At 40.6% G+C, this 25,799-nt stretch carries 23 protein-coding genes and 2 pseudogenes; 2 read left to right on the top strand and 23 right to left on the bottom strand.

Translation table 11 applies throughout. The annotated features are described in order from the left end of the window. Positions 1–95: 95 nt before the first annotated feature. The 5 genes from sdaAA to AC0VXV_RS05145 form a co-directional block, all read right to left on the bottom strand. The gene (gene sdaAA, locus AC0VXV_RS05165) at positions 96–1,016 is read right to left on the bottom strand and encodes an L-serine ammonia-lyase, iron-sulfur-dependent, subunit alpha (RefSeq protein WP_251689411.1); all 921 of its coding nucleotides are present in this window, start codon (positions 1,014–1,016) and stop codon (positions 96–98) included. A gap of 12 nt (positions 1,017–1,028) precedes the next feature. Beyond that, complete coding sequence (gene sdaAB, locus AC0VXV_RS05160) at positions 1,029–1,691, bottom strand: L-serine ammonia-lyase, iron-sulfur-dependent subunit beta (protein ID WP_475530613.1); 663 nt, start codon at positions 1,689–1,691, stop codon at positions 1,029–1,031. A 317-nt stretch (positions 1,692–2,008) separates the two neighbouring features. Next, complete coding sequence (locus AC0VXV_RS05155) at positions 2,009–3,655, bottom strand: DAK2 domain-containing protein (protein WP_475530612.1); 1,647 nt, start codon at positions 3,653–3,655, stop codon at positions 2,009–2,011. 18 nt (positions 3,656–3,673) lie between these two features. Then, a complete protein-coding gene (locus AC0VXV_RS05150; protein ID WP_008403339.1) occupies positions 3,674–4,036 on the bottom strand; it encodes an Asp23/Gls24 family envelope stress response protein in 363 nt (120 codons plus the stop codon). Between the two features lie 460 nt (positions 4,037–4,496). Further along, positions 4,497–5,372 (bottom strand): diacylglycerol/lipid kinase family protein, encoded by an 876-nt coding sequence (locus tag AC0VXV_RS05145; protein WP_475530611.1) that lies wholly within the window; start codon positions 5,370–5,372, stop codon positions 4,497–4,499. A 215-nt stretch (positions 5,373–5,587) separates the two neighbouring features. Here AC0VXV_RS05145 and rpmB point away from each other — a divergent pair, with 215 nt between their 5' ends. After that, complete coding sequence (gene rpmB / locus AC0VXV_RS05140; RefSeq protein ID WP_004227417.1) at positions 5,588–5,776, top strand: 50S ribosomal protein L28; 189 nt, start codon at positions 5,588–5,590, stop codon at positions 5,774–5,776. A gap of 203 nt (positions 5,777–5,979) precedes the next feature. On the opposite strand, the gene AC0VXV_RS05135 is transcribed toward rpmB, so the two are convergent. The 14 genes and pseudogenes from AC0VXV_RS05135 to AC0VXV_RS05070 form a co-directional block, all read right to left on the bottom strand. Beyond that, positions 5,980–6,609, bottom strand: coding sequence for a thiamine diphosphokinase (locus AC0VXV_RS05135; protein WP_475530610.1), 630 nt, complete (start codon positions 6,607–6,609; stop codon positions 5,980–5,982). Next, positions 6,606–7,271 carry a ribulose-phosphate 3-epimerase gene (gene rpe, locus AC0VXV_RS05130; RefSeq protein WP_065216449.1) on the bottom strand — a complete coding sequence of 222 codons (666 nt, stop codon included), beginning with the start codon at positions 7,269–7,271 and terminating at the stop codon, positions 6,606–6,608. Before rpe ends, AC0VXV_RS05135 begins: the two co-directional genes overlap by 4 nt. Positions 7,272–7,273: 2 nt before the next feature. Beyond that, on the bottom strand, positions 7,274–8,155 hold the full coding sequence (rsgA, locus tag AC0VXV_RS05125) for a ribosome small subunit-dependent GTPase A (RefSeq protein WP_079525113.1): 882 nt from the start codon (positions 8,153–8,155) through the stop codon (positions 7,274–7,276). An 11-nt stretch (positions 8,156–8,166) separates the two neighbouring features. Next, positions 8,167–10,143 (bottom strand): Stk1 family PASTA domain-containing Ser/Thr kinase, encoded by a 1,977-nt coding sequence (gene pknB / locus AC0VXV_RS05120; protein WP_475530609.1) that lies wholly within the window; start codon positions 10,141–10,143, stop codon positions 8,167–8,169. Between the two features lie 2 nt (positions 10,144–10,145). Then, on the bottom strand, positions 10,146–10,892 hold the full coding sequence (locus AC0VXV_RS05115) for a Stp1/IreP family PP2C-type Ser/Thr phosphatase (protein WP_475530608.1): 747 nt from the start codon (positions 10,890–10,892) through the stop codon (positions 10,146–10,148). A 10-nt stretch (positions 10,893–10,902) separates the two neighbouring features. Beyond that, positions 10,903–12,051, bottom strand: coding sequence for a dual-specificity RNA methyltransferase RlmN (gene rlmN, locus AC0VXV_RS05110; protein ID WP_475530607.1), 1,149 nt, complete (start codon positions 12,049–12,051; stop codon positions 10,903–10,905). Positions 12,052–12,054: 3 nt separating this feature from the next. Continuing rightward, positions 12,055–13,416, bottom strand: coding sequence for a 16S rRNA (cytosine(967)-C(5))-methyltransferase RsmB (rsmB, locus tag AC0VXV_RS05105; RefSeq protein WP_475530606.1), 1,362 nt, complete (start codon positions 13,414–13,416; stop codon positions 12,055–12,057). After that, positions 13,413–14,354: a methionyl-tRNA formyltransferase gene (gene fmt, locus AC0VXV_RS05100; protein WP_475530605.1), complete on the bottom strand. Its 942-nt coding sequence runs from the start codon at positions 14,352–14,354 to the stop codon at positions 13,413–13,415. The genes rsmB and fmt overlap by 4 nt, the downstream gene beginning before the upstream one ends. 3 nt (positions 14,355–14,357) lie before the next feature. Then, a complete protein-coding gene (gene def, locus AC0VXV_RS05095) occupies positions 14,358–14,849 on the bottom strand; it encodes a peptide deformylase (RefSeq protein ID WP_475530604.1) in 492 nt (163 codons plus the stop codon). A 23-nt stretch (positions 14,850–14,872) separates the two neighbouring features. Further along, positions 14,873–17,281 (bottom strand): primosomal protein N', encoded by a 2,409-nt coding sequence (gene priA / locus AC0VXV_RS05090; protein ID WP_475530603.1) that lies wholly within the window; start codon positions 17,279–17,281, stop codon positions 14,873–14,875. 14 nt (positions 17,282–17,295) lie between these two features. Beyond that, positions 17,296–17,844, bottom strand: a pseudogene (coaBC, locus tag AC0VXV_RS05085) (bifunctional phosphopantothenoylcysteine decarboxylase/phosphopantothenate--cysteine ligase CoaBC); the annotation flags it as partial. A gap of 84 nt (positions 17,845–17,928) precedes the next feature. Beyond that, complete coding sequence (gene rpoZ, locus AC0VXV_RS05080; RefSeq protein ID WP_079525096.1) at positions 17,929–18,153, bottom strand: DNA-directed RNA polymerase subunit omega; 225 nt, start codon at positions 18,151–18,153, stop codon at positions 17,929–17,931. A 4-nt stretch (positions 18,154–18,157) separates the two neighbouring features. Next, on the bottom strand, positions 18,158–18,775 hold the full coding sequence (gmk, locus tag AC0VXV_RS05075) for a guanylate kinase (protein ID WP_475530602.1): 618 nt from the start codon (positions 18,773–18,775) through the stop codon (positions 18,158–18,160). Between the two features lie 16 nt (positions 18,776–18,791). Then, positions 18,792–19,667 carry a YicC/YloC family endoribonuclease gene (locus tag AC0VXV_RS05070; RefSeq protein WP_475530601.1) on the bottom strand — a complete coding sequence of 292 codons (876 nt, stop codon included), beginning with the start codon at positions 19,665–19,667 and terminating at the stop codon, positions 18,792–18,794. A gap of 398 nt (positions 19,668–20,065) precedes the next feature. Here AC0VXV_RS05070 and AC0VXV_RS05065 point away from each other — a divergent pair, with 398 nt between their 5' ends. Next, positions 20,066–21,748, top strand: a complete 1,683-nt coding sequence (locus tag AC0VXV_RS05065) for an Rqc2 family fibronectin-binding protein (protein ID WP_475530600.1) — start codon at positions 20,066–20,068, stop codon at positions 21,746–21,748. Between the two features lie 46 nt (positions 21,749–21,794). On the opposite strand, the pseudogene AC0VXV_RS05060 reads toward AC0VXV_RS05065, so the two are convergent. From AC0VXV_RS05060 to AC0VXV_RS05045, 4 genes and pseudogenes are all read right to left on the bottom strand, one after another. Continuing rightward, positions 21,795–22,144: pseudogene (locus tag AC0VXV_RS05060) on the bottom strand (acetyl-CoA hydrolase/transferase C-terminal domain-containing protein); the annotation flags it as partial. A 232-nt stretch (positions 22,145–22,376) separates the two neighbouring features. Continuing rightward, positions 22,377–22,508 (bottom strand): hypothetical protein, encoded by a 132-nt coding sequence (locus tag AC0VXV_RS05055; protein ID WP_475530599.1) that lies wholly within the window; start codon positions 22,506–22,508, stop codon positions 22,377–22,379. 502 nt (positions 22,509–23,010) lie between these two features. Further along, the gene (locus tag AC0VXV_RS05050) at positions 23,011–24,861 is read right to left on the bottom strand and encodes an oligopeptide ABC transporter substrate-binding protein (RefSeq protein ID WP_475530598.1); all 1,851 of its coding nucleotides are present in this window, start codon (positions 24,859–24,861) and stop codon (positions 23,011–23,013) included. Positions 24,862–24,878: 17 nt separating this feature from the next. Then, complete coding sequence (locus AC0VXV_RS05045; protein WP_041865781.1) at positions 24,879–25,793, bottom strand: ABC transporter permease; 915 nt, start codon at positions 25,791–25,793, stop codon at positions 24,879–24,881. Positions 25,794–25,799 lie beyond the last annotated feature (6 nt).

The raw sequence follows: 25,799 nt of genomic DNA, 5'->3' as shown, positions 1-25,799 counted from the left end.
AACTAAAAAAAGAACACAAAAATTTGTGCTCATTTTTTAGTTGTTTAGTGCTTTTATAATTCTTTATTCAATTTCTTCAGTTTCTAAACTGATAGTTAGTTACTGCCTACACGCGATTTCAGTAGGCTTTTCAGGTCTCCGCCTTCAAAGATTGCATGGGTAATGGCTTTGCCTGTTGGTGTTGCAGCTAAACCGCCACGCGCTGTTTCTTTTAAGTTCGGGCTCATTGCCTGACCGATTCGGTACATTGCGCCGATTACCTCATCACATGGAATGCGGCTTGTCACACCTGCCAATGCCATATCTGCTGCGACTAATGAGTTCGATGCACCCATTGCATTACGTTTCACACAAGGTACTTCCACTAAGCCTGCAACCGGGTCACATACTAATCCGAGCATATTTTTCAGCGTGATGGCAAATGCTTCCGAACTTTGCTGCGCTGTTCCGCCAGCCATTTCTACAATCGCTGCCGCCGCCATTGCCGATGCACTGCCGACTTCCGCCTGACAGCCACCTTCTGCACCTGAAATCGAAGCATTGTTCGCAACGATAAATCCAAACGCGCCAGAAGTGAATAAATAGCGAATCATTTGTTCACGTGTCGGATTTAATTTATTCTGAACTGCAAATAATGTCCCCGGAACTACTCCCGCTGAACCTGCAGTTGGAGTCGCACAAATTGTACCCATTGCCGCATTCACTTCATTTGTTGCAACGGCTTTGCTGACAGCATCAAGTAAAAGGTCTCCGGCTAATGTATTGCCTTTTTTAATATAATTTTGAATGAGTACAGCATCGCCTCCAGTTAAACCTGTTACGGACTGTACGCCTTTTAAACCACGCTCTACTGCTTCTTCCATAATCGTTAAATTGCGGTCCATCTGTGTAAAAATTTCTTCGCGCGAGCGACCTGTAATTAACATTTCCTGCTCGATCATCAATTCGGAAATAAGTTTTCCTTCTCTTTCGGCTAACTCCACTAACTCACGAACACTGCGGAATAAAACATCCATATTTGTCACCCCTTAGTTATTAATTTTCGATACTTTTGTAATATGTGGAATGTATGAAATTTGCTCTAATAGACGCTGATCAATGTTTTGATCGACTTCAATTACCATTAAAGCGGTTAAACCACGTTCAATACGCGATACTTCCATATGTCCAATATTGACATGATGCATGGCTAAACAGTTGGCCACGTTTGCAATACAGCCTGCACGGTCATCATGCACAACTAAAATTGCCGGCATCCCGCCTGTCAGACGCAGCTTAAATCCATTTACTTCACTAATTTCAATTTTACCGCCGCCGATTGAAATGCCCTCAACGCTCATTTCTGATTCGTCATCACCCATTAAAATGCGTGCGGTATTCGGATGCTCTTTATTAGCTGTTTCCGGAATAAATTCAAACTGCAAGCCTGCTTTTTCTGCTTCAGCAAAAGAAGTTTTAATACGTTCATCATCCGTATCGTAATCTAGTAATCCACCGACAATCGCCACATCTGTTCCATGGCCGCGGTATGTTTCGGCAAAGGAGCCGTATAAATAAATTTTCGCCCATTTCGGCTGGCGTCCAAACAAGTCGCGTGCAACACGTCCAATTCGTGCTGCCCCTGCTGTATGTGAAGAGGATGGACCAATCATAACAGGTCCAATAATATCAAAGACTGATGTAAATTTCATAAAGTTATCCCCCCATATTCTTTCATACTTTCATTTACTCTTAGTGTACTCATTTTCTCTGCAATTAACAAACTTCTTGTTGTAAAAACAGAACAATAACCAAATTGAGGATTAACCTCCATAAGTTTACGCTGACATTAAGCTACACAGTGGATAAGTGGCCGGAAGTATTACCCTTAATTCTCACTAAACAGGCTCCATTACCGAATAACGGGAAAAACTGCGTTAAATTATCTTCAAATTCGCCCGTGTCTCTCCACTTAAACATAATGAAAGCAGTGCATACATGAATGTACACACTGCTTTCACTATTGATTTTATTCTACAGATAAAATGAACGGATACAGGGATTGCTTACCTTCAACAATTTCCACTTCAGCATCCGGGTAGTTTTCTTCGATAAAGTTTTGTAATTCATCGGCTTGTTCTGCTGTCGCATCTTCACCATAAATGATTGTGATGATTTCTGAATCTTCATCCATTAATCCTTCAAGCACTTTTTTCGCTGCATCCATCATTTCAGGAGTCGATAAAATAATTTTACCTTCAGCTAATGCCATATAATCATCTTTGCGGATTTCAACACCGTCGATCGATGTATCACGTACTGCAAATGTTACTTGACCAGTCTTCACATGTGCAAAGCCTTGTGTCATGTTTGCCTTATTCGTTTCAACCGACTCAGCAGGATTGAATGCTAAAATAGCTGCCATTCCTTGAGGGATCGTTTTTGTCGGCACAACCGCTGCTTCAATTTCCAGAAGTTCAGTTGCTTGCTCTGCCGCCATAATGATATTTTTGTTGTTCGGTAAAATTAGTACACGCTCTGCACCAATTTCTTTTACTGCTTTTACAATGTCTTCTGTAGAAGGGTTCATCGTCTGTCCGCCTTCAATTACATAAGAAGCACCGATCGAGCGTAGAAGATTGGATACACCTTCACCCATTGCAATCGTTACAATCGCATATGGTACTTTTGTTTTTTGCTGTTTCGCAGGTGCTTGTGGTGCATCGTTGACAATCGCAGAATGCTGTTCACGCATATTGTCTACTTTAATTTTAATTAAGCTACCATATTTTTGACCCGCTGCAAGTACGGCACCTGGAGTTTCCGAGTGTATATGTACTTTTGCAATTTCATCGTCCGAGATTACGAGTAATGAGTCGCCCATCGGATTCAATTCTTGGCGGAACTGCTCTTCATCAAATGGTGACTTATCTTCCTCGAAACGCACCATGATTTCTGTACAGTATCCAAATTCAATGTCAGATGTGTCCATGAAGTCTTGTACACGGTGATGTTCTGCATTAATTAAATCGTCCAGTGAAGATTCATTTTTTTCCGGTAATGGCTCGCCTTTCATAGAAGCAAGGAATCCTTCATAAACGAATAGCAGTCCTTGGCCGCCGCTATCAACAACGCCCACTTCTTTTAATACAGGTAAAAGATCCGGCGTGCGGTTTAATGATTGTTTTGCTTCCTCGATAAACGCTTCCATCAAGACAATCATATCTTCTTCTGTTTCAGCAACTTCCACACCTTTTGCTGCCGCTTCACGAGCAACCGTTAAGATTGTCCCTTCCACTGGTTTCATAACGGCTTTATAGGCCGTATCTACACCAGCCTGAAATGCATTCGCTAAGCCTTTCGCATCGATTTCAGTTTCTTTTTCAATCGCTTTACCGAACCCGCGGAATAACTGCGATAAAATTACGCCTGAATTTCCGCGTGCACCCATTAGTAAGCCTTTTGATAAAGCCTGAGCTGTTTTACCGATATGTGCACTTACATTGGCTTCTGTTTCATCTGCACCAGATGTCATTGATAAATTCATATTTGTCCCTGTATCACCATCCGGCACAGGGAATACATTTAGCGAATCTACATAAGCTGCGTTTTGGTATAGGTGATGTGCACCCATTTGTACCATTTCAGCAAATTTAATTCCGTCTAAAGACTTCATTCGATTCATTTCCTCCTCTTACACATTCGCAACACGAACGCCTTGAACAAAAATATTAACTGATTTAACGCTCATACCTAATGTTTTATTTACTGTATATTTTACTTTGGATTGTACTTGATAAGCGATCTCAGAAATTTTCGTACCATAGCTTACAATAATGTACATATCAATATGTAAGTCATCACCTTCTTGGCGAATGAGCACACCTTTTGCAAAATTCTCTTTTCGTAAAATATCTGTTAAACCATCACGAATTTGATGTTTTGATGCCATGCCTACAATGCCATAGCATTCAATCGCTGCTCCACCAGCAATTTGAGCAATAACATCATTGGATATATCAATATGACCGAATTCGTTATTTAATTCTACTGACATAGTGAATGCCCCCTTGGCTCTATTTGACTAATTTATATTGTACTACACAAAAGTCGATTATAAAAGAAAACGTTCATCTACGTCTAGCCCGAAGTCGTTTTTTTGAATTTCTCTTTATTAAGCTTCTCTTTAGTTTTAATCTTCCAATAACAAAACAACATCATACTATAATAATTTTTTAGCACAATCTAATTAGAGTATTCGACAATTTCCGGTTGTTATACAGAGAAGCATTATTGAAACGTATCACTGACTATTTTGGCTCAATACCAAAATAAACGCTTATCCGCACATTCCACTACAGGCGGACGCTTTCCGCGGGCGTGGGCCAATCCCCCTCATCGCTACGCTCTTGCGGTGTATCGGCCGTCACGCTTATCCCGCAGGAGTCGCCGCCTTCCGTTCCATGTGCTTTTATGCCAACCGACTATTTATAAGCACCTATTTTGGTCGAGACCCACTATTTAACCGCGAAAAATTCGATATGATTATGCAAAATGGAGATTTTAGCCGGAAGCTGACTGACTAAATCCCCGTCAACATTCAGTGAAAGTGCTTCATTCGCTTTAATATGCATTTCACGGGCATTGAATTTAATAATATTGTCGTCGTTCTCATAATTGCCTGTCAGCAGGTTTTTAGCTGTGCCGACCACTTGTAGTGTGTTCGTACTTCTAATAATAAACCCGTGCAAGAGGCCGTCTGATTTGTCGGCATCTTCATTCAGTTGTCGGAAGCTTCCGACTGAATCGGTCAATACACAGATGAAGAGCATCATATTTTCTTTATATGTTTGTCCATCTGCCTTAACTTCCAGTTCATAAGAGTCATTTTGTATAGCCGCTTTCACACCTTCAAATAAATAAGCGAGCGAACCTAGAGACGTTTTTTGTTCCACCGTCACAGCACCGACCGCTTCTGCCAACAGTCCGATCGCAATAACATTCGTGAAGTAATGATCGTTCACTTTCCCGATATCAGCTTTCGTTGTTTTTCCGCCAAGTAACGCAATTGCCTCATCCGGATTAAGTGAGATGTCCAATGCACGGGCAAAATCGTTGACTGTACCCAATGGGACTATTCCTACAACAGGACGGTGAGGCTGTTCTGCAATGCCATTGATTCCTTCATTTAATGTACCGTCTCCGCCGACTAAAACGACCGCATCATATTTTTCATCGCATGCCATTTTTGCGAAGCGAGTTGCATCCATTTCCCCTGCTGTCTCTTTCACAACAACCTCATAATTATGTAATTGTCCGATAATTTTCTTTTCGTACTCACTTGCCTTTTCTTTTCCTGAAGAAGGATTGATGATGACCATACATTTTTTCATAACTGCTTCCCCCAAATAATTAGTTTATATAGTACGTTACCTTTTACAGGAAGGTTTTAATCCCGATTAAGCAAAATGGGGTGTAAAGGTTTTTTTCTTGAAAGGTTATGCAAAATGTCTTGCACTCATTGCCTCTGTATGTTAAATTATTATGGTATGTGAAATAACGAACTGAAATAAAGATTTCAGATTCAGCTGTAAGGAGGAATTTTACAATGCCAAAACAATGCGTAATTACTGGCCGTAAAGCTCGTACAGGCAACAACCGTTCACACGCTATGAACGCTAACAAACGTACTTGGGGTGCTAACCTTCAAAAAGTTCGTATCTTAGTTGACGGTAAGCCAAAACGTGTATGGGTTTCTGCTCGTGCTTTAAAATCAGGTAAAATCGAACGCGTATAATCGCGTATAGAGTATCAGCAATTGCTGGTACTCTATTTTTTTGCGATGAAGCCAGAAAAAATACAGCCCATAATCACTATGAGCTGTAGCCAGGATCTTTATTTTTCTTTTTTATCTCTACGAAACAACTTCACGCAGCCTCTTGCCACACCGCTTAACCACTTAGGCATTTGGAATGTATATACTTTCAGCGTTGTTCCTCCTTAATCTTTACTCTTTATCATTAAACATATGCCTTCCTTAAATGAAATAGACCCTGTACCTTTTATTTCATTGCTTGTGAAACGTGTTGTCCCCTGCTCAATTACTTCATCTGTCGTTTCATATTTAACCCCACGCAACGTAACGTTCTGAAGAGTTTTTCCATAGGCAAAAAAAGATACATAAGTATAATGATCTTCTGTCAAAGTATGTGTACCCGGCAGTAAAAATTGAATGATATTATGAGAATTAATGATTTTAAAAGTAATATGAGGATACTGCTGCTGCATAAGAAAAACAGATCTTAAAGTCGCTTCGTAATGATCCAAGCGCCCGCCTGTAACACCCGTCAAAAAGACTTCCTGCGGCTCATATGTAAGTGCCTTCAGCAAGGCTAAGTCTGTATCCGTCTCATCTTTTTCCGCCTGAAACTGTTCAACATGGTCTACAACTTCGGAAATCCGCGCAAATTCCTCCGCTGTAATAGAATCAAAATCGCCGACAATGCTGTGGGGAAGTAAATCTTTGTCCACTAAATATAATGCACCCCGGTCGACTCCAATCCATATATCCGGTGTTAAAGAAAAGGCGACCTCATGAACGGGGCCGCCTGAGCAGATTGCTACAATCACTGAATTGCCGCTAATCCTGCTTGTTTAATTTCCTGTAAAGCTTGTGCGCGATCTTCTTTACTGTAAATAGCTGAACCAGCAACAAAAACCGTTGCACCTGCTTTTGCACAAGGTACGATTGTTTCAGCGTTAATTCCGCCATCAATTTCAATTTCTATATTCAGGCCACGTTCTTTAATGATTTTCGATAATGCTTCCACTTTTGGCACAACCGATTCAATGAACTTTTGCCCGCCAAAGCCTGGGTTAACCGTCATAAACAGCACCATATCCACATCTTCCAAAATATGCTGAATCGTTTCAATCGGCGTATGCGGATTTAATACAACACCCGGTTTAACACCATGTGAACGAATTAACTGAATCGTACGGTGCAAATGGCGGCATGCTTCAACATGTACTGTAATGTAGTCTGCACCTGCTTTCGCAAATTGTTCAATATACTGATCCGGATTTTCAATCATTAAATGTACGTCCATCGGTAATGTAGAAAGAGGACGAATTGCTTCTAATGCAATCGCACCAAATGAAATATTCGGTACGAAATGGCCGTCCATTACATCGATATGAATCAATTCCGCTCCTGCTGCTTCTACCTCTTTTACCTCTTGTCCCAGCTTTGCAAAGTCTGCTGCTAAAATTGATGGTGCAATTTTAATCATGTCTAATACCTCGGCTTTCGGTCAATAATTTCTTGTAAAATTTGTTCATAATGCTCATAGCGGTACGAACGGATTTCCCCGGTTTCTACCGCTTGTTTTACTGCACATTTCGGTTCCTTTATATGCAGGCAGCCACGGAACTTACAATTCTCGCTAATCCTCTCGAACTCTGGTAAACAAGATGTCAGCTCTTCTTTTTCTATCATTTCAAAATCGAAAGAACTGAAGCCTGGAGTATCTGCCAATAGCCCGCCACATACTTCAATTAGCTCTACATGACGTGTTGTATGTTTCCCGCGCCCTAAACTTTTTGAAATAATACCTGTTTTTAAATCCAGTTCAGGAAGCAATGTATTTAACAATGTAGACTTCCCGACACCTGACTGTCCGGCAAGCACTGATGTTTTTTCCTGCAAGTATGGTTCGATTTTCTCGAGCAATGTTGGATCATCAATATAAGTTTCGATAATGTCGTAGCCGATTTCCTTATAGTCGTCGATATATGTTTGTAAATGTGCACGTTCGGCATCATTCAATAGATCCATCTTCGTCAGAATAATAATCGGCTGCACATGGAATGACTCGAGCACGACTAAAAAACGGTCGAGCAGTACTGTATTAAAATCCGGTTCTTTTGCGGAAAACACTAGTAAGGCCTGATCCACATTGGCTATCGGTGGTCGAACGAGCTCATTGTGGCGTTCCAGAATTTTATCAATTGAACCATCCGATTCGCCGTCATAAGAATATTCCACAAAATCGCCCACAAGTGGAGATTCTCCGCGATTACGGAAAATCCCACGAGCGCGACATTGAATTAAATCGCCGTCTTTTTCAACATAATAATAACCGCTTAATGCTTTTCGAATTTGGGCTTGCGCCATCCAATTCCTCCTTATTCCGCCAATTCTTCATAAGTAATTGTTTTATTTTCAATTACATTGTTATCCCGTACAATCTGGTAGGCTGCTTTGTCTCCTTCAACAATGACCAGCTTAATTGTATATAAAGTATCTTCAGTAATTGTTATCGTTTCTACAGGCTCTGCCATTGTACGTGTTTTGTCCTGAATGTAAATGGAGACTTCTTGTTCCATTCCTTCTTCAAAAGGCTCGTACGGAATTTCAATTGAATTTGTATAGAACTTTTCTTGTTTTGCTTTTGGCCCTTTTGAAATGACGACATTGATTGTACCGCCTTTTTCAAGCTTTGTGCCTGCTTTTGGTGTTTGGCTGATTACTTCACCGGCCGGTTTATCGGAATATTCTTCACCTGTTACATTTACTTTAAAACCTGAGCTCTTTTCATATTCTGAACGGTTTGCTTCGTTAAACGCCATCAAGTCACGCACCGTTACTTGCTCTTGTCCTCTGCTAACTGTTAATACAACATCCGTCTCATTGACGTGAATTTCCTCTCCGGCTGCAGGTGTTTGAGCGATAATCTCGCCTGCTGGACGATCAGAAGAATATTCCTCTTTGAAATCATAGTCGTTAAATTCTTCTAACGCATCCATTACTTCATCACGCTGTTTGCCAATGAAATCTTCCATCTTTGTCATTTCTTTACCGATGCTGACGATTAAATCAACCGTAGTGCCTTTTTCACGTTCCCTACCTGCCTGCGGATTCGTTTCAATGACATTTCCGGATTCAATTTCTTCATTATTGCGTTCTTCTTGTTCTCCAATAACGAAGCCTTGCTCTTCTAAAATTCGAATTGCTTCTTCAACCGTCATATCCGTCACATCTTCAACGACTACCCTATTTGGAGTCAGGAGAACAGCAGCTACTACTGCACCAATTGTTAAAAGAACTAATAGCCCAACGATTAGCGGCCATTTTTTCTTTTTCTTTTTTTGTTTAGGCGTTTTTGACAGCTTTGGTTCTTCCTCTACCGGCGGTTTTGAATCAATCCGGACTGTTTGTTCCGTTATACCTGTAGATGGTTCCTGAACCGGGACAGGAACGGGCTTTGGATCTTTTATAATCGGGATCAGCTTTGTCGCCCCGTCATCTACTGGCGGCATAAATTTAGGTTCATTCACCCGTTGTAATGATAAACATGTATTTAAATCTTCTTCCATCTCTTCTGCATTGCTGTAGCGGTGGTTTTGATCTTTTGCTGTTGCCTTTAATACGATATTTTCCACACTTTGCGGAATGCTTGCATCGAATTCACGGACTGAAGGTGTTTCTGCCTGCAAATGCTTTAACGCAATAGATACAGCGGATTCCCCGGAAAATGGCAATTCTCCTGTTAAAAGCTCATAAAAGACAATCCCAAGTGCATATATATCGGACTTCATCGTTGCTACACCGCCGCGTGCCTGCTCCGGCGACAAATAATGGACAGTTCCGATGACTGAGTTCGTTTGAGTGAAGCTTGTTGCTCCAAGCGATGTTGCAATCCCAAAATCAGTAATTTTCACATTGCCTTCTTCGTCCATCAATATATTTTGTGGCTTTATATCTCGATGGATTATGCCATTTTCATGTGCATGGGCAATCGCCGATGTTAGCTGCTTCATAATATGGACACTTCGAGCTGCAGATAAAGGTGAAAACTCTTGTATGTATTGTTTTAATGTTTTCCCTTTAATGTATTCCATGACAATATAGTGCATATCCCCATCTTCACCAACATCATAGATGCTTACGATATTAGGATTAGTCAAACTTGTTGCAGACAATGCTTCACGCTGGAAACGACGGTGCAATTCTTCTTCATTCGATAAATCATAACGCAATATTTTAATTGCGACGTCACGGCTTAAAATAATGTCGTGTGCCAAATATACATTTGACATACCGCCACCGCCAATTAATTTTAAAATTTTATAACGGCCACTTATATGTTTTCCTACTAGCATTGTTACACCTCCTGCACCGTTGTCATTAAGATAAGGGAAATATTATCTTCTCCACCACGCTCATTTGCTAATTGGACTAATTTTTTTCCTTTTTCCTGAATGGAAACCTGTGTAGTAATAATCTTACCCATTTCCTCTGTAGACAGTTTATTACTTAACCCGTCGGAACAAATGAGTAAAAAGGCCTCATTTGATAGAGTGATTTCATAAAAATCAGGTTCAATCGAAATTTCTGTACCGAGTGCTTTTAAAATAAAGTTCCGTTGAGGATGATTTTGTGCCTCTTCTTCACTAATTTCTCCATTTTCCAATAAAATATTTACATAAGAATGATCTCTCGTTACTAACTTTACTGTTTCGTTTGTAATATGGTATACACGACTATCGCCGACATGGCTTATCGTGCAATCACTCTTGTCAAGCAACACAGCAATCATTGTCGTTCCCATACCTTGACAATTTTCATGTGTTAATGAGTAATGATATATTTTTTGATTAATATGTGACACCGCATTACGCAACCATTCCAGCTTTAACTGTTTTGTTGCAAAACTTTCTGCATTTTCCTGTTTAAAGAGTGCATGCATTTCGGTAATAACCATTTCACTCGCTACATCACCAGCATTATGACCACCCATACCATCTGCTAAAATCGCAAGCTTAAAATGATCGGGGCGCTCAAAAAACGCAGCCCGATCTTCATTTATTTTTCGCTTTAACCCAATATCACTTTCCACTGTAAAGTTCACTATAGTCCACCTACTTTGTTTCGTGTGATCGTTCCTGTGCACGTAACTGGCCACATGCAGCTGCAATATCTGCACCTTGCTCACGACGGATTGTTACGTTAATCCCCTGCTCCTTAAGCGTTCTTTCAAAAGCAAAAATCTTACTGCGTGATGTACGAATATAATCACGCTCCGGCACGTAGTTAATCGGAATTAAGTTGACATGACATTTAATATTTTTGATCAGCTTCGCCAGTTCCATTGCTACTTCTTCTGTATCATTTTGCCCTGACATTAAACCGTATTCAAATGTGACACGACGTCCTGTTTTCTTCGTATAGTATTTTACTGCTTCCATCAATTCTTCTAATTTATATGCTTTTGCAATCGGCATTAATTTCTGACGTGCCTCTTGGTTTGGTGCGTGTAGAGAAACCGCAAAGTTTATTTGCATACCTTCATCTGCAAATTCGTAAATTTTCGGTACAATTCCAGAAGTCGAAACCGTAATATGACGGGCACCGATATTTAATCCTTTGTCATCGTTCATAATTTTAAGGAAGTTCATCATTGCATCGTAGTTATCAAACGGCTCACCGATACCCATAATAACGATTGATGATACACGCTCTTCTGTTTCATCAAGCTGTTGTTGTACTTTTACGACCTGCTCAACAATTTCTCCTGCCATTAAATGACGCTTCAAGCCACCTAATGTAGATGCACAGAATGTACAACCGATACGGCAGCCTACTTGTGTTGTTACACAAATTGAATTTCCGTAATCATGACGCATCAATACTGTTTCAATTGAATAGCCGTCCTGCAGCTGGAATAAAAACTTGATTGTACCGTCTTTTGATTCCTGCTTAATAATTGTTGAAAGTGTCGTTAATGCAAACTCGGCTTCCAGCTTTTCACGTAATGCTTTCGGTAAGTTGGACATTTCTTCAAATGTTTGGACACGTTTTTCATAAAGCCATTCATAAATCTGCGCTGCACGGAAAGCCTTTTCTCCATTTGCTGTCAGCCATTCCTTCATTTCATCTAGACGTAATGAATAGATCGAAGGTTTTAACTGAGGCTTTTCTTTTTTCGCACGACGTACCGGCTTATCTGCTGTTTCTTCCACTAAATCCTGAATTCGTTCATCAAGTTGTTTTAATTGTTCTTGCTCCATTAGTTAATTGGACGCTCCTTTTTTTACGAATGCAGCTACGAAAAATCCGTCACTGCCTATATCTTGCGGGAATACTTGCAGCATCCCGTCCTGTTGCTTCGCTTCTAGTTGTGTTGGTAAATTTTCGATTGGCACCAAGTTCATTTCAGGGTGCTCTTTCAAGAAGGCTTGTACCGTACCTTCATTTTCACTGCGGTCTACTGTGCACGTTGAATACACTAGTCGTCCGTCTTCTTTCAATAGCTGTACTGCATTATCTAAAATCGAAAGCTGGATTGTTTGCAGGCTCTCTAAATCTTCTTCACGCTTCGTATATTTAATATCCGGCTTGCGTCGCATTACGCCCAAGCCTGAGCATGGTGCATCGACCAAAATCGCATCATAGCCTTCCTTTTGTAAAAAGCTTGCTGCTTTTCTTCCGTCAAGAGGGGCTGTTTCGATAATATCCAATCCTAGACGCGCAACGTTTTCCTCGATTAAATCCAATTTTTTCGGATGTAGATCAGTCGCTAAAATCGAGCCTTCATTTTTCATAACTTCTGCAAGATGCGTTGTTTTTCCGCCTGGTGCTGCACACATATCGAGTACTTTCATACCCGGCTGCGGATTCAGCACTTTTGCCGGCAGCATCGAGCTTTCATCCTGAATTGTAATAAGCCCGTTTCGGAACGCTCCTGTACGTGCAGCCTGTCCGTTTTCAAGATGCAGACATTCGGGTATATATTCACTGCGGCGTGCTTTTACACCTTCAAGTTCAAGTGTTGTCAAAACTTGCTCGACAGTTGCTTTTGTCGTGTTGACACGTACTGTCTGCAGTGGTGCAATATTATTTTCAAGAAGCATTTCACGTGTTTTTTCATAGCCGTAGCTTTCCACCCAGCGATCGACAAGCCACTGCGGATGACTCGTTTCGACTGACAGACGCTCATTTGCATCTTCTATTAAATCGGTCGAACGAACACCTTCACGTAAAATCGAACGTAAAATACCGTTAACCATTGAGGCAATCCCTTTATGGCCGCGCCGCTTTGCAATTTCCACTGCTTCATTTACGGCAGCGTGCGCAGGGATACGCGTTAGGTACTGCATTTGATAGAGCGACATACGTAACAGCCAACGCACCCAAATATCCACTTTACCGCGAATAAATGGCTCCAGATAATAATCCAGTGTCAGTTTATGCTGCAATGTTCCATATGTGAGCTCTGTTAACAGGCCACGGTCTTTTGCATCGATTTTATATTTCTCAATTGTTTGGTGTAATAATAAATTGCTGTACGCCTGGCTTTTATCGACCGTCAATAAAATCGTTAAAGCGGCATCACGGACATTACCATCCCAAATCACTTGTTTCTTTTTACTCATTCAAAACGGTCCCCAATCTGTAATTTCGAGCCCGTACCACGTAAAAACTCTTCTGCTGTCATGCGTTTCTTCCCTGCTGGTTGTACATCATACAGCGCTAATGTACCGCCATCTCCTGTCGCTACTTCAAAGTGATCTTTTTCTATTTTCACGACTTCTCCCGGTACAGCGTTTGTTGAAGTTTCCCCAACCTTTGCCGCCCAGACTTTAAAGTTAGCCCCTTCAAATGTCGTATAAGCAACAGGCCAAGGGTGTAATCCGCGCACTTGATTATACAATGCACGCGCTTCATTATTCCAATCAATCAACTCCTGTTCGCGGCTAATATTGCGCGCAAATGTTACGAGTGATTCATCCTGTGGAATGCGGGCATTTGTCCCATCGATAATCGATGGCATTGTTTCTTTTAATAATTCACGACCAACCGCACTTAATTTATCAAACATTGTGCCCGTATTGTCTGTATCTTCAATAGCAATTTCCCGTTGCGAAATAATATCCCCGGCATCAAGTTTTTCCGCCATATACATAATTGTTACACCTGTCGTTGCCTGTCCATCAATAATTGCCTGATGAATTGGTGCACCGCCTCGATATGCAGGCAATAATGACGCATGGACATTAATGCAACCTAATCGCGGTGCATCCAGCAGTTCTTTCGGCAAAATCTGTCCAAATGCCGCTGTTACGACAAGGTCGGCATTTAACGCCAAAATTTCTTCCAGCTCCTGTGAACCGCGCAGCTTTTCAGGCTGAATAACCGGTAAGCCTAGTTGTAATGCTTCCTCTTTCACAGGTGGAGGCGTTAATACTTTTTTACGACCAACTGGACGGTCCGGCTGTGTCACAACTGCTGCGATGGGATAGCCTTCTTCATGAAGCATACGTAAAATTGGCGCTGAAAAGGCAGGTGTTCCCATAAATACGATTTTTGTCATCGATTATTCCTCCTCAGCGTCCGCGTATAGCTCTTCTAATTCTTCCTCTGTTAATACACGCGTCATTTTCGAATCAAATAAAATACCTTCTAAATGATCAATTTCATGCAAAATACAGCGTGCTTCAAAGTCTTCTGCTTCAAGTTCATATATACGTCCTTCACGGTCAGATGCTTCGATTTTTACGTAAGTTGGACGCTTGACCATTCCAAACAAGTCCGGGAAACTTAAACAGCCTTCTACATCTTCTTCTTCACCACGTGTTTCAATTACGATCGGGTTGATCATTTCTAAAATATCTTCGCCTAATTCTACGATTGCTACACGTAAATCAACATTAATTTGAGGTGCAGCAATGCCTACACCATCATTTTCTACCATCGTGTCATATAAATCATCTAAAAGTTGAATGATATTTTCATCGATTACTTCAACTTCTCTCGTTTTTTTTGATAATACATTCGCTGGGTTTTTCACAACTTCTTTAATTGCCATTTTAATACCTCTTTCTATATGCATTAGATCATTGTTGGATCTAAATCAACTGTTAGCACAATGCCTTTTTTAATCCATTCCGATCGATACAGTTTTATAAGCTGTAAAAGAACCGGAATTAAATTTGGCTCTACTTTATATTTTATCAAACATTGATAACGATATCTATTTTGGAGACGAGCGATACTGGCTGTTGTCGGTCCAATAACAGAAACATTAAATGATAAATTGGAACGCAAATACTCCGCGACACGTCCTGCATATTCTGCAGCAAACATGACGTCTTCATGGGAAACTTGAATAAGCGCAATATAATAATAAGGCGGATATCCAGCAATATGCCTTGCATGCATTTCACGTTCATAAAACGGTGTATAATGCTGATCTTTAGACAGTTGGATCGCATAATGCTCCGGAGTATACGTTTGGATGTATACTTCCCCAAGCTTATTATGTCGTCCTGCCCGTCCACTAACTTGCGTCATAAGCTGGAATGTTTTTTCTGCAGCCCGGTAGTCCGGTAAATGAAGCGATGTATCGGCACTCAATACGCCGACTAATGTAATATTCGGGAAATCAAGCCCTTTTGCGATCATTTGCGTACCGAGCAGAATATCCGCTTCCCCTCGACCGAACGCATCGAGCATTTTTTCATGTGCCCCTTTTTGTTTAGTCGTGTCGACATCCATCCGCATGACACGTGCTTCCGGAAACAGCTTATAAATTTCTTCTTCCACCTTTTGCGTACCGGTACCGAAATAGCGGATGTTTTCACTTAGGCATTCCGGACATGTTTCCGGAATATATTCGTCGTGACCGCAATAATGGCATTTCAGCTTTTCCTGATAGCGGTGATATGTTAACGAAATATCACAGTTCGGACATTGTACCGTTGTCCCGCAATCCCGGCATAATACAAACGATGAATAGCCACGGCGATTTAAAAACAGTACAGTCTGCTCTTTTTTATCTAGACGGTCACGTAATGCCTCCATTAGCGGTTCAGAAAACATCGAGCGGTTTCCTGCCTGAAGCTGTTCCCGCATATCGATAATCTGAACAGACGGCAATGCCTGATTTTTTGCCCGCTGTGACAATGACAGCAATGTATATACACCTTTTTTCGCACGTGCAAACGATTCTAATGCAGGTGTCGCACTCCCTAGAATAACAGGGCAATTATAATAATTTCCGCGCCATATGGCGACATCCCGTGCATGATAGCGGGGTGAATCTTCCTGCTTGTATGTTGACTCATGTTCTTCATCTAATATAAGCAGGCCGAGATTTTTAAAAGGTGCAAAAATAGCTGATCGTGCACCTACTACTACCTTAACTTTCCCTTGCTGCACTTTCCGCCATTCATCATATTTTTCACCAACCGATAATCCGCTATGCATAACCGCTACTTCATTACCGAAACGCGATTTGAATCGCTCTGTCATTTGCGGTGTTAAGGATATTTCAGGTACGAGTACAATCGCTTCCTTTCCCTCTGCGATTGTCCGCTGAATCGCCTGCAAATACACTTCTGTTTTCCCGCTGCCCGTAATGCCGTGAAGAAGAAATGTCTCTTGACGCTTATCATCTATCGCTTCCGTAATTTTTTTCAGTGCCACGTCTTGCTCATCTGTTAATTGTAAGAAGTCTGTTTTCACGACTTCTTTTGTAAACGGATCGCGGTAAACTTCTTCTTGTATATACGCTGCTGCCCCTTTATCAATGACACTGTTTAATACATTGTTTGTCACTTGAACGGCTTCATAAATTTGTTCCGGTAAAACGACGTCTCCCGCATGCTCCTGCATCCATTCCATTAATGCCAGCTGCTTCGGTGCCCGTTTCCCTATTTGTCCGATAACATCTTCTATTTGTTCACGGGAATATATTTGCACTTTGCGCACTTGTTTTACTTGGCCTTTTTGTTTTACTTCATTTTCAATATAGAGAAGACCGGCTTTTACTGCGCGTTTTACTGGATTTAATAAATTTTCCTTTTCTAATTGGACTAAATTCACTTTTCCAGTTTTCTCAAAGTACGATTGCAGCATTTGCGGTAATTGCGATACTTCTCCTTGTAAGACGGCATATTTTTCATACTTCGCCCGCAACGCACCAGGCAGCATTACTTGCAATGCTTCAATTTCGTAGCAGATTGTTTGGTGCTTCAGCCATTTTGCCAGACTCAGCATTTCCTCAGTTAAAATAGATTCCAAATCGAGTATTTCCGAAATCGGCTTTATTTTTTCTGCCGGTACGTCTGATTCGGTTGTAATGCCAACGACAAATCCAAGTACATTACGCGGTCCGAATGGCACTTTGACACGACAGCCTATGTCAACCAGCTCTTCCCAATCTTCCGGTATTAAATAATCGAAAGGACGGTCAACCGGATACGCGGAAACATCGACGATTACTTGTGCAAATTTCATTGTCCATCGCTTCCCGATTGTTCACGAAAGTACTTTTCTACAATTGCCGTAATTTTTTCCGGCTCTTCCAGACGACCTTTCCCTACATAGCCGCATGCCAAAAATCCTTCAGACGGTTCGATAAAGTGGATGCCATCTTCATGAAGTTGTGCAATATTCCGTAAAACGGCCGGATGTTCATACATATGTACATTCATCGCCGGTGCCACCCATACTGGTGCAGTTGTTGCAAGTAAAGTTGTTGTCACCATATCATCCGCCATACCATGTGCCATTTTCGCAATCATATTGGCTGTTGCAGGAGCTACGATAACTAAATCCGCCCAATCTGCCAAATCAATATGGGCAATGACATTGGAATCTTTTTCATCAAAAGTATCAAAAAACACGTCGTTTTTAGACATCACTTGGAAGCTTAAAGGGGTAACAAACTTTTGTGCAGATGCTGTCATAATCACTTTTACGTTAAAACCTGCCTGAGACAGTTTACTCACTAACGCAACCGCTTTATATACTGCAATCCCGCCCGAAACACACAATAGTATATTGTTTTTTTTCATCATTTTACCGTCCTTTCAAAGGATAAGCTCCCAAAGAAAAATTCTTAGGGAGCTTCTACTCAGGGAGTATTCTTTTTACATTACCAACTAGATTTCGTCTTCGTAAACAGTTGAAGCGTCTTGTTGAACTTTGCGAAGCTTTCCGGCAGCTACTTCTTCCAATGCTTTTCCTACTGGCTTGTAAGAAATGTATGAGTTTAAGTGCTCGCCGCCCTCTTCTTGCATTTGGCGCGCGCGTTTTGATGCTAAGCTTACTAAAGAATACTTAGAATCGATTTGTTTTTTTAAATTATCTACTGATGGATATAACATGGTTTCATTCTCCTCTCAACATTGACAAATAGCGTTTTTCCACACGTTCACGACGGCAGTGTTCTGCTACTATGATAGCATTTATTTTATCACATGCATTTTGAACTTGGTCGTTTTCTACAACGTAATCATATAAACTCATCATTTCGACTTCTTCACGAGCAGTAGCGATACGACGAGCGATTACATCTTCTGTTTCCGTACCACGACCAACTAAACGTTGTTCCAATACGGAAATGCTTGGTGGTGCTAAAAAGATAAACAACGCATCTGGTGCTTTTTCACGAATTTGTGCTGCTCCTTGTACTTCAATTTCCAAAAATACATCGCGTCCTGCTTCTAGCGTTTCGTGTACATATGCAAGTGGCGTACCGTAATAATTGCCTACAAATTCTGCATGTTCCAGTAAGCCTCCTTGCTCGATTAACGCTTCGAATTCCTCACGTGTTCTAAAGAAATAGTCTACACCATCTTCTTCTCCTTCGCGAGGATTACGTGTTGTCATTGAAATCGAATATTCGTAATTCGTATCCGGCTGTGAAAAGAGCTCTTTGCGAACTGTCCCTTTACCAACACCTGATGGACCAGATAAAACAATTAATAATCCACGTTGTTTTTTCATAAGTAACTCCTTTATATCATTCAATATTTTGAACTTGTTCACGCATTTTTTCTAAAATCGTCTTCGACTGCACGACTGCAGCTGAACATTGGGTAGACTGATTTTTTGAACCGATTGTATTAATTTCCCGGTTCATTTCCTGCATAATGAAATCAAGCTTGCGTCCAATTGCAATGTTTTCAGTTAAAGTTTCGGATAACTGATTAAAATGGCTCTCTAAACGGTCCAGCTCTTCTGTAATATCAATTCGCTCTGCAAAAATCGCAACTTCTGAAAGTAAACGATCGTCCAATGATTGACCGCTTGCTACTTCTTCTAGGCGGCTCATTAAACGTTCACGATATTTTTCAACTGCGAGCGGTGCATATTGCCGTATTTGAGCAATTTGCGCTTCCAGGTCTGCTTTATACTGCAGCATCACTTGCTGCAATCCTTGCCCTTCACGATCACGCATCGCAATGAGGTTTTGAATCGCTTCTGCCAAAGCATTTTTTACAGCATCAATAACCTCATCCTGCATGAACTCAATTTTTTCAACTTGCAACACTTGGTCCAAACTCACAATTTCCTGCATTGTCCACTTTTCCTCCATCGGAACCGTTTGTGACAATTCCTTTTTTGCCTGGAGAAAAGCATTGAGCAGTGACCAATTGATTTGAATCGTCTGTTCAGTGTCATGGAGCTCCTTCAGAAAAATGATAACATCTATTTTCCCACGAGAAACTGCATCCGACAACATTTTTTTTGCTACTACTTCAGATTCCATCCATTCTTTTGGAAACTTTGTATTAATTTCTAAAAAACGATGATTCACAGCACGAATTTCAACAGTGAGTTGAAAGTGTTTCGTTGTTGTGACCCCCCTGCCGAATCCGGTCATACTACGTACCAAGGTTCGTCACATCCTTCTTTACTTAATTGTTTCAATTATAGCATATGTGCTATCAATTTTGCGTTAACGTCTATTATCCAAATATATATTTTATCATAGTTATGGTGCAATGAAATACTTTTTAATTATCAAGATTTAAATAAGATAAGGACTCTAAATTTAAAAAGGTTGATTGAAATGGAGGGGCGGCGACTCCTGCGGGAAAAGCACGACGCCTGAGACTATAGGCTCAGGCCGTGCCCGCGGAAAGCGTCCGACCCGCAATGAAAATCAACTCCCCATATAAAGACGGCCCTTTATTTACTTCTTTATAGTAATTTACGATAACTACAGGTTTAAACGAAAAAATGGTATGATTAAACAATCAAAAAGACTTATTTAATGAAAGAGGCATAAAGATGGCATTTGATGGACTATTTACTCGTTCAATGAGCAAGGAACTACAAAGCCTTACTTCCGGACGTATTACAAAAATTTATCAGCCGAATGCACTTGAAGTTGTATTGCAAATTCGTGCAGCTGGCCAAAACAGTAAACTATTATTTTCTATCCACCCTTCATATTCCCGCGTTCACATAACAGATCAATCGATCGAAAATCCGGCAGACCCGCCTATGTTTTGTATGCTGTTACGCAAACATATTGAAGGGGGCTTTATTTCATCTGTTGTTCAGGTCGGCTTTGAACGGGTGATCACATTTGAAATCGACAGTAAAAATGAAATCGGCGATGCGGTAAAACGTAAGCTCGTCATCGAAATTATGGGGCGTCATAGCAACTTGCTGTTAATCGATGCTCAGAATGATGTCATTATTGATAGCATCAAACATCTGCCGCCATCGATGAACAGCTACCGGACTGTTTTACCAGGTCAACAATATATCGCACCGCCACAACAACAGAAAATTGCACTGACAAGTTTATCCGACGTAGAGTTGAAAGAGGTTTTCTCAAAAGAACCAACTACTAAAGACATTGTCGAACAGTTTGCCGGTTTCTCGCCACTGCATGCAACCGAGTTGCTGCACCGCATCACGACAAATGATGCTGTAACTGCTTGCAGACAGCTGATGAACGAAATCGCTACGAGTGCAAACCCGACCTATGTTGAGCAGGAAGGGAAAATCTATTTCTCGCCAACAGCGCTAACTCACTTATCAGGTGCTGTTACGAATTATGAAACACTTGGTGAACTGCTTGACCGTGTATTTTTCGCCCGTGCAAAACGTGATCGGGTGAAACAGCAAGCCGGTGATCTTGAACGCTGGCTGCAAAATGAACTGAATAAATTAAAGCTGAAACAAAAAAAGCTGCAAAAAGATTATGAACGTGCTCAAAATCTGGAGCAGTTCCAACTTTACGGTGAGCTTTTGATGGCCAATCTTTATAATTTCGAAAAAGGCGCAGAATTTGTAGATGTTGAAAACTATTACAGTGAAAACGCCGAAACAGTAAGAATACCGATTAGCCCGAGAAAAACACCGATTGAAAATGCGCAAAGCTATTACACAAAGTACAATAAAGCAAAAACTGCGTTAGTTATGATTGAAGAACAGAAACAAAAAGCAACGGAAGATATCAACTATTTGGAAATGCTAACACAGCAAGTACAGCAAGCCTCCACTAAAGATATTGAAGAAATCCGAGAAGAATTGGCAGAACAAGGTCTACTTCGAATTCGCCAGGCTAAACGAAAAAAGAAACCGACAAAACCCGAACCTGAAAAATTTGTATCTACTTCAGGTATTTCGATTTCGGTAGGCAAAAACAATAAGCAAAATGATTATTTGACATTCAAGATTGGAAAACGCAATGAAGTATGGCTGCATACGAAAGATATTCCGGGGTCGCATGTTGTCATCCATTCGGAAAACCCGGATGAGCAAACATTGACGGAAGCCGCCGTATTAAGTGCTTATTTCTCTAAAGCACGTGACTCTTCGTCGGTGCCGGTAGACTATACGGAAATTCGCCATGTGAAAAAACCGAATGGCGCAAAACCAGGGTTTGTCATTTATTTCGAGCAAAAAACACTATTCGTCACACCAGATGAAGCTGTGGTTATGCAGTTAAAAAAATAAACATTAAAAGCGCACTCTAGTAGATTTTCAAAGTGTGCTTTCATAATTATTGCTTCATCATTTTATTTTTTTGGTAATACACATGCCACCACAATGATTTTTCTATATCATGTGGTGTATGTGTGTTGCCTGTTTTTTCAACTGCACCGTTACAATAATCCCAAATAGCCTTTTTAAAGTCAGGATGCACACAGTTTTCAATAATTGCTTTTACTCGCTCTTTTGGCGTTATTCCGCGTATATCGGCAATACCTTGCTCTGTTGCGATGACATCTACATATGTTCAGTATGGTCGTGGTATGCAACCATTGGCACAATTAACGAAATGTCTCCACCTTTCGCTTAGGACTTCGTAACAAAAATTCCAATACGCGCAATACGTGTGAAATCTCCCGTACTTTAAGAAGTAACCATTTTTATACCCCAAAAACAAAACCCCAGAAATTTTACAATGCGTAAAATTTCTGGGGTTTTTCAGTTAGAAGCCAGGGGTTATCCCAGCATCTTTAATCACTGATTTTTTTAGTTTGTCCCTAACTTCTGTTACCACATTTGAAATCAGCGACTCCACTGTTACCACATTTGAAATCAGCGACTCCACTTTTATTCATAATTACTTTAACACCAATTAATTCCACCATTCAAGTTCTTTACACGGCATTTTTCCACAGCCATGAGCTGATGCTGACATAGGACTAACACTTGCTGTAAATCCAACTGCTAATAAACATGCAAAAATTAATACTTTAACTTTCTTCATGATAATCCCCCCTCTCACCTATATTATAACATAAATAACAATTAAAGGTAATTAATCCACGTCTATTGATTAGCTAGTTCTTACCAATAAAATTCAACAAAAAAGAGAGATTTCATGTAAAATGTAAGTTACCACATCAATGCGAAAACAAAACAGGATTTTGTAATTCGTTTAAAGGAAAATATCCAGCTCACTCGGAAGAAATCTTTAAAAAGAACGGTTGCCCCAAACTCGAATGTTGTCGCTGATTTTACCTGTATACTCGGCACAGCGCAAAAAAATAAACCCAAAAACGCCACTGCCTGGTGGAATTTGCGGACTACGAAGGGGCGATTGTATTTGTTATCACCAATCTTCTTGACGTAACAGCCTTGCGTATTAAATGACTTAAAGTAATTTATTAAAAAAATAAATACTTATTAGTGTACAATTTTAAAACTTTTAACATAAAAAAACCGCTTAGAAAATTCTGAAGTGACCCCTAAGCGGTTTTTTGCTGATATTATTTAATTGGTGCGTCAGCTGTTAATTCAAGTAATTGTAAATCATCCATTGTATCATTAGCATAGTTAGCATTGTAGTTTTTCACACGTTTGTTAACCGGAATGATTTCTGTACGGAAGTATGTCGGAATTGTTGTTGCTTGTTCGAACATATACTCTTCCCACTTACGGAATGCATCCGCACGGTATTCTGGATCTACCGCTTCTTTAGAGTCGATATCAACTAATAATGCTTGTAATTCCGGTGTTACGAAACGGCTGTAGTTGAATGAAGCTCCTTCACCGTATAAACCAAGTGGAGATGGGTTTGTACCAGTACCCCATGCTGCCATGAACATATCGATTTCCGGATCATCCGCTTTTACTTTGTCGTAGAAGCTGTTGAACTCGATTAAACGGCCAGTTGTTAACTGTACATCTAAACCAACATCTTTCCAGTTTTGACGGTAGTATTCAACGATTGCTTCGTCAGTATCAGAACCTGACATACCTGCCATGCGGATTTCAAATTTCTCACCGTTTTTATCTTCACGGATGCCGTCGCCGTCAACATCTTTGTATCCAGCTTCATCTAATAACTCTTTTGCTTTTTCCGGATCATAGTTGAATCCTTCTAAAGAATTGTCATGGAATGAAGCGAACGCTGGCGGAATTAATGATGTTGCACGTGAACGTAATCCTTGATAGAAACGTTCACCAACTTGCTCGATATCCATTGCATAAGCAATTGCCTTACGTAAGTTAGCATCATTCATTTTTGCATTTTCATCCGTAATGTTTAAGCCGGTCTTATCCTCTCCTCCTTTTGCATCCCATTTACCAAGCTTGAAGCCAAGGTAAGAGTATGCCAGCTCCGGACGAGCTAATACTGTTAAGTTTTCAAGATCTTTTACGCCATCATACTGGTTCGTCGGGTATGAAGAAGCCATATCATATTTACCTGTACGTAATGCTTCACCGATAGAAGATGAAGGGACAACTTGTAATACGACTTTGTCTAATTTCGGTTTACCTTTGAAGTAATGCTCGTTCGCTACGAACTGAACAGATTCACCGTCAACTAATTTATCTAATTTAAATGGTCCTAAAGTTACAGGAGATTTACGTACCGCATCTGAAGAGATTAAGTCCTTAACTGGAATATCCTTCAGCACATGTTTCGGCGCTGCATAACCCCATAAGCCGTCACCTAAAGAATAGATAGCCGGCGAAACTTTAGTCATAGAAATTTCAACTGTTTTATCATCGATCTTTTTGATACCAGAGATTGTATCTGCTTTACCTGCCTTATATTCAGCAGCACCGATGATGTTTTTGAAGTCATCATCATAACGGATACCTGTATAATCCGGATGACCGATAATTTCATATGGATAAATGATATCTTCAACAGTTAGTGGCGTTCCATCAGACCATTTCACTTCGTCAGGCTGGATAGTGATTGTTACTTTGTTGTTATCAGCATCGACATCTAACTTCGCAATCCCTTCATCAGTTACAAGGAAGTCGCCATCTGTATCGAAAATTACATTTGACATGAAGCCTAAAATTTCAGCATCATAAGCATCTTCATATAATTCCCAAGAGAAAACACCTTGGAAAGGAGAATCTGTTACTAAAGCATATTGTAACGTACCACCTTGAATTGCTTCTCCATCATTTGTAACTTCTGATGGAAGTGTTGGAGATACTGCAGTAGAACCGCCGTCATTTGTATTTTCTTCTGTCTTTGTACCATCCGTATTTTCAGCTGGTTTTTCAGTTGTTGTTTCGTCATCGCCTCCACATGCTGCTAATACTAGTGCCGTAGCAAATACTGATGACAGCATTAAACCCTTCTTTTTCTTCATCTGTTTTTCCTCCCTTATTATCCTAAACGTTGTTTTGCGTCAGCAGAGCGTCGTAACGCTTGACCAACGTAATTTATACCAAGCATCATTACTAAGATCAATATTGATGCAGGCAACCATACCCACCATTTACTCGATAAAATTATCGGGTTCATAGCATAACTTACTAAAGTTCCTAAACTTGGTGTTGACGGTGGTAAACCGAAACCTAAGAACGAAAGACCTGTTTCGATCCCTACATTTCCCGCAAAGCTTAATGTCACTTCGACAATTAAGAGCGAGCTTAAGTTTGGCAATAATCCTTTAAACATGATCGCGAAATCACTTGTACCCATTGTTTTGGAGGCACTAATGTAATCGCGCCGCGCTTCAGAAAGTGCTTTGGATCGCACAAGTCTGGCCGTCGACATCCACTGAAATGCTGCAAGAATTAAGATGAGATCCAATATTCCGTATGATGGAATGATTGTTACGACTACGATGATGATCATAGTAGTTGGTAGAGTGATAAAGAAATCAATAATACGCATGAAGAAATTATCGATGAAACCACCGTAATACCCCATAATAATACCTAGACCGATTCCGACTACATTTGCGATTATTGTAACCGCAACCGCAATCAGGATTGAGTTTTTCGCGCCAATGATCAGCTGTCCAAACATGTCCCGTCCAGCTTCATCGGCCCCAAGGATAAAACCTCGGACACCTGGTTCAGTAAAGCGCTCCAACAATTGGATTTTCATTACTTCTGTCTGATCAATAGTCCACAATGCCATGATCATGATCGCAATCATTAGCAGGATACTTCCGATTAATGAGAACAATGCTAATTTATCTTTTTTAAACTCTCGCCATACTACTTGAATACCAGTTGGTGGAGAGCTTTGAGATTCTAATTTTTCTACTGTCTGTTCATTTTTGTTTTCCATGATTAA

This window comes from Solibacillus sp. iso_87, from assembly GCF_056173085.1.
Note: the sequence above shows the minus strand (reverse complement) of the source record. Positions and strands in the feature narration are given on the sequence as shown.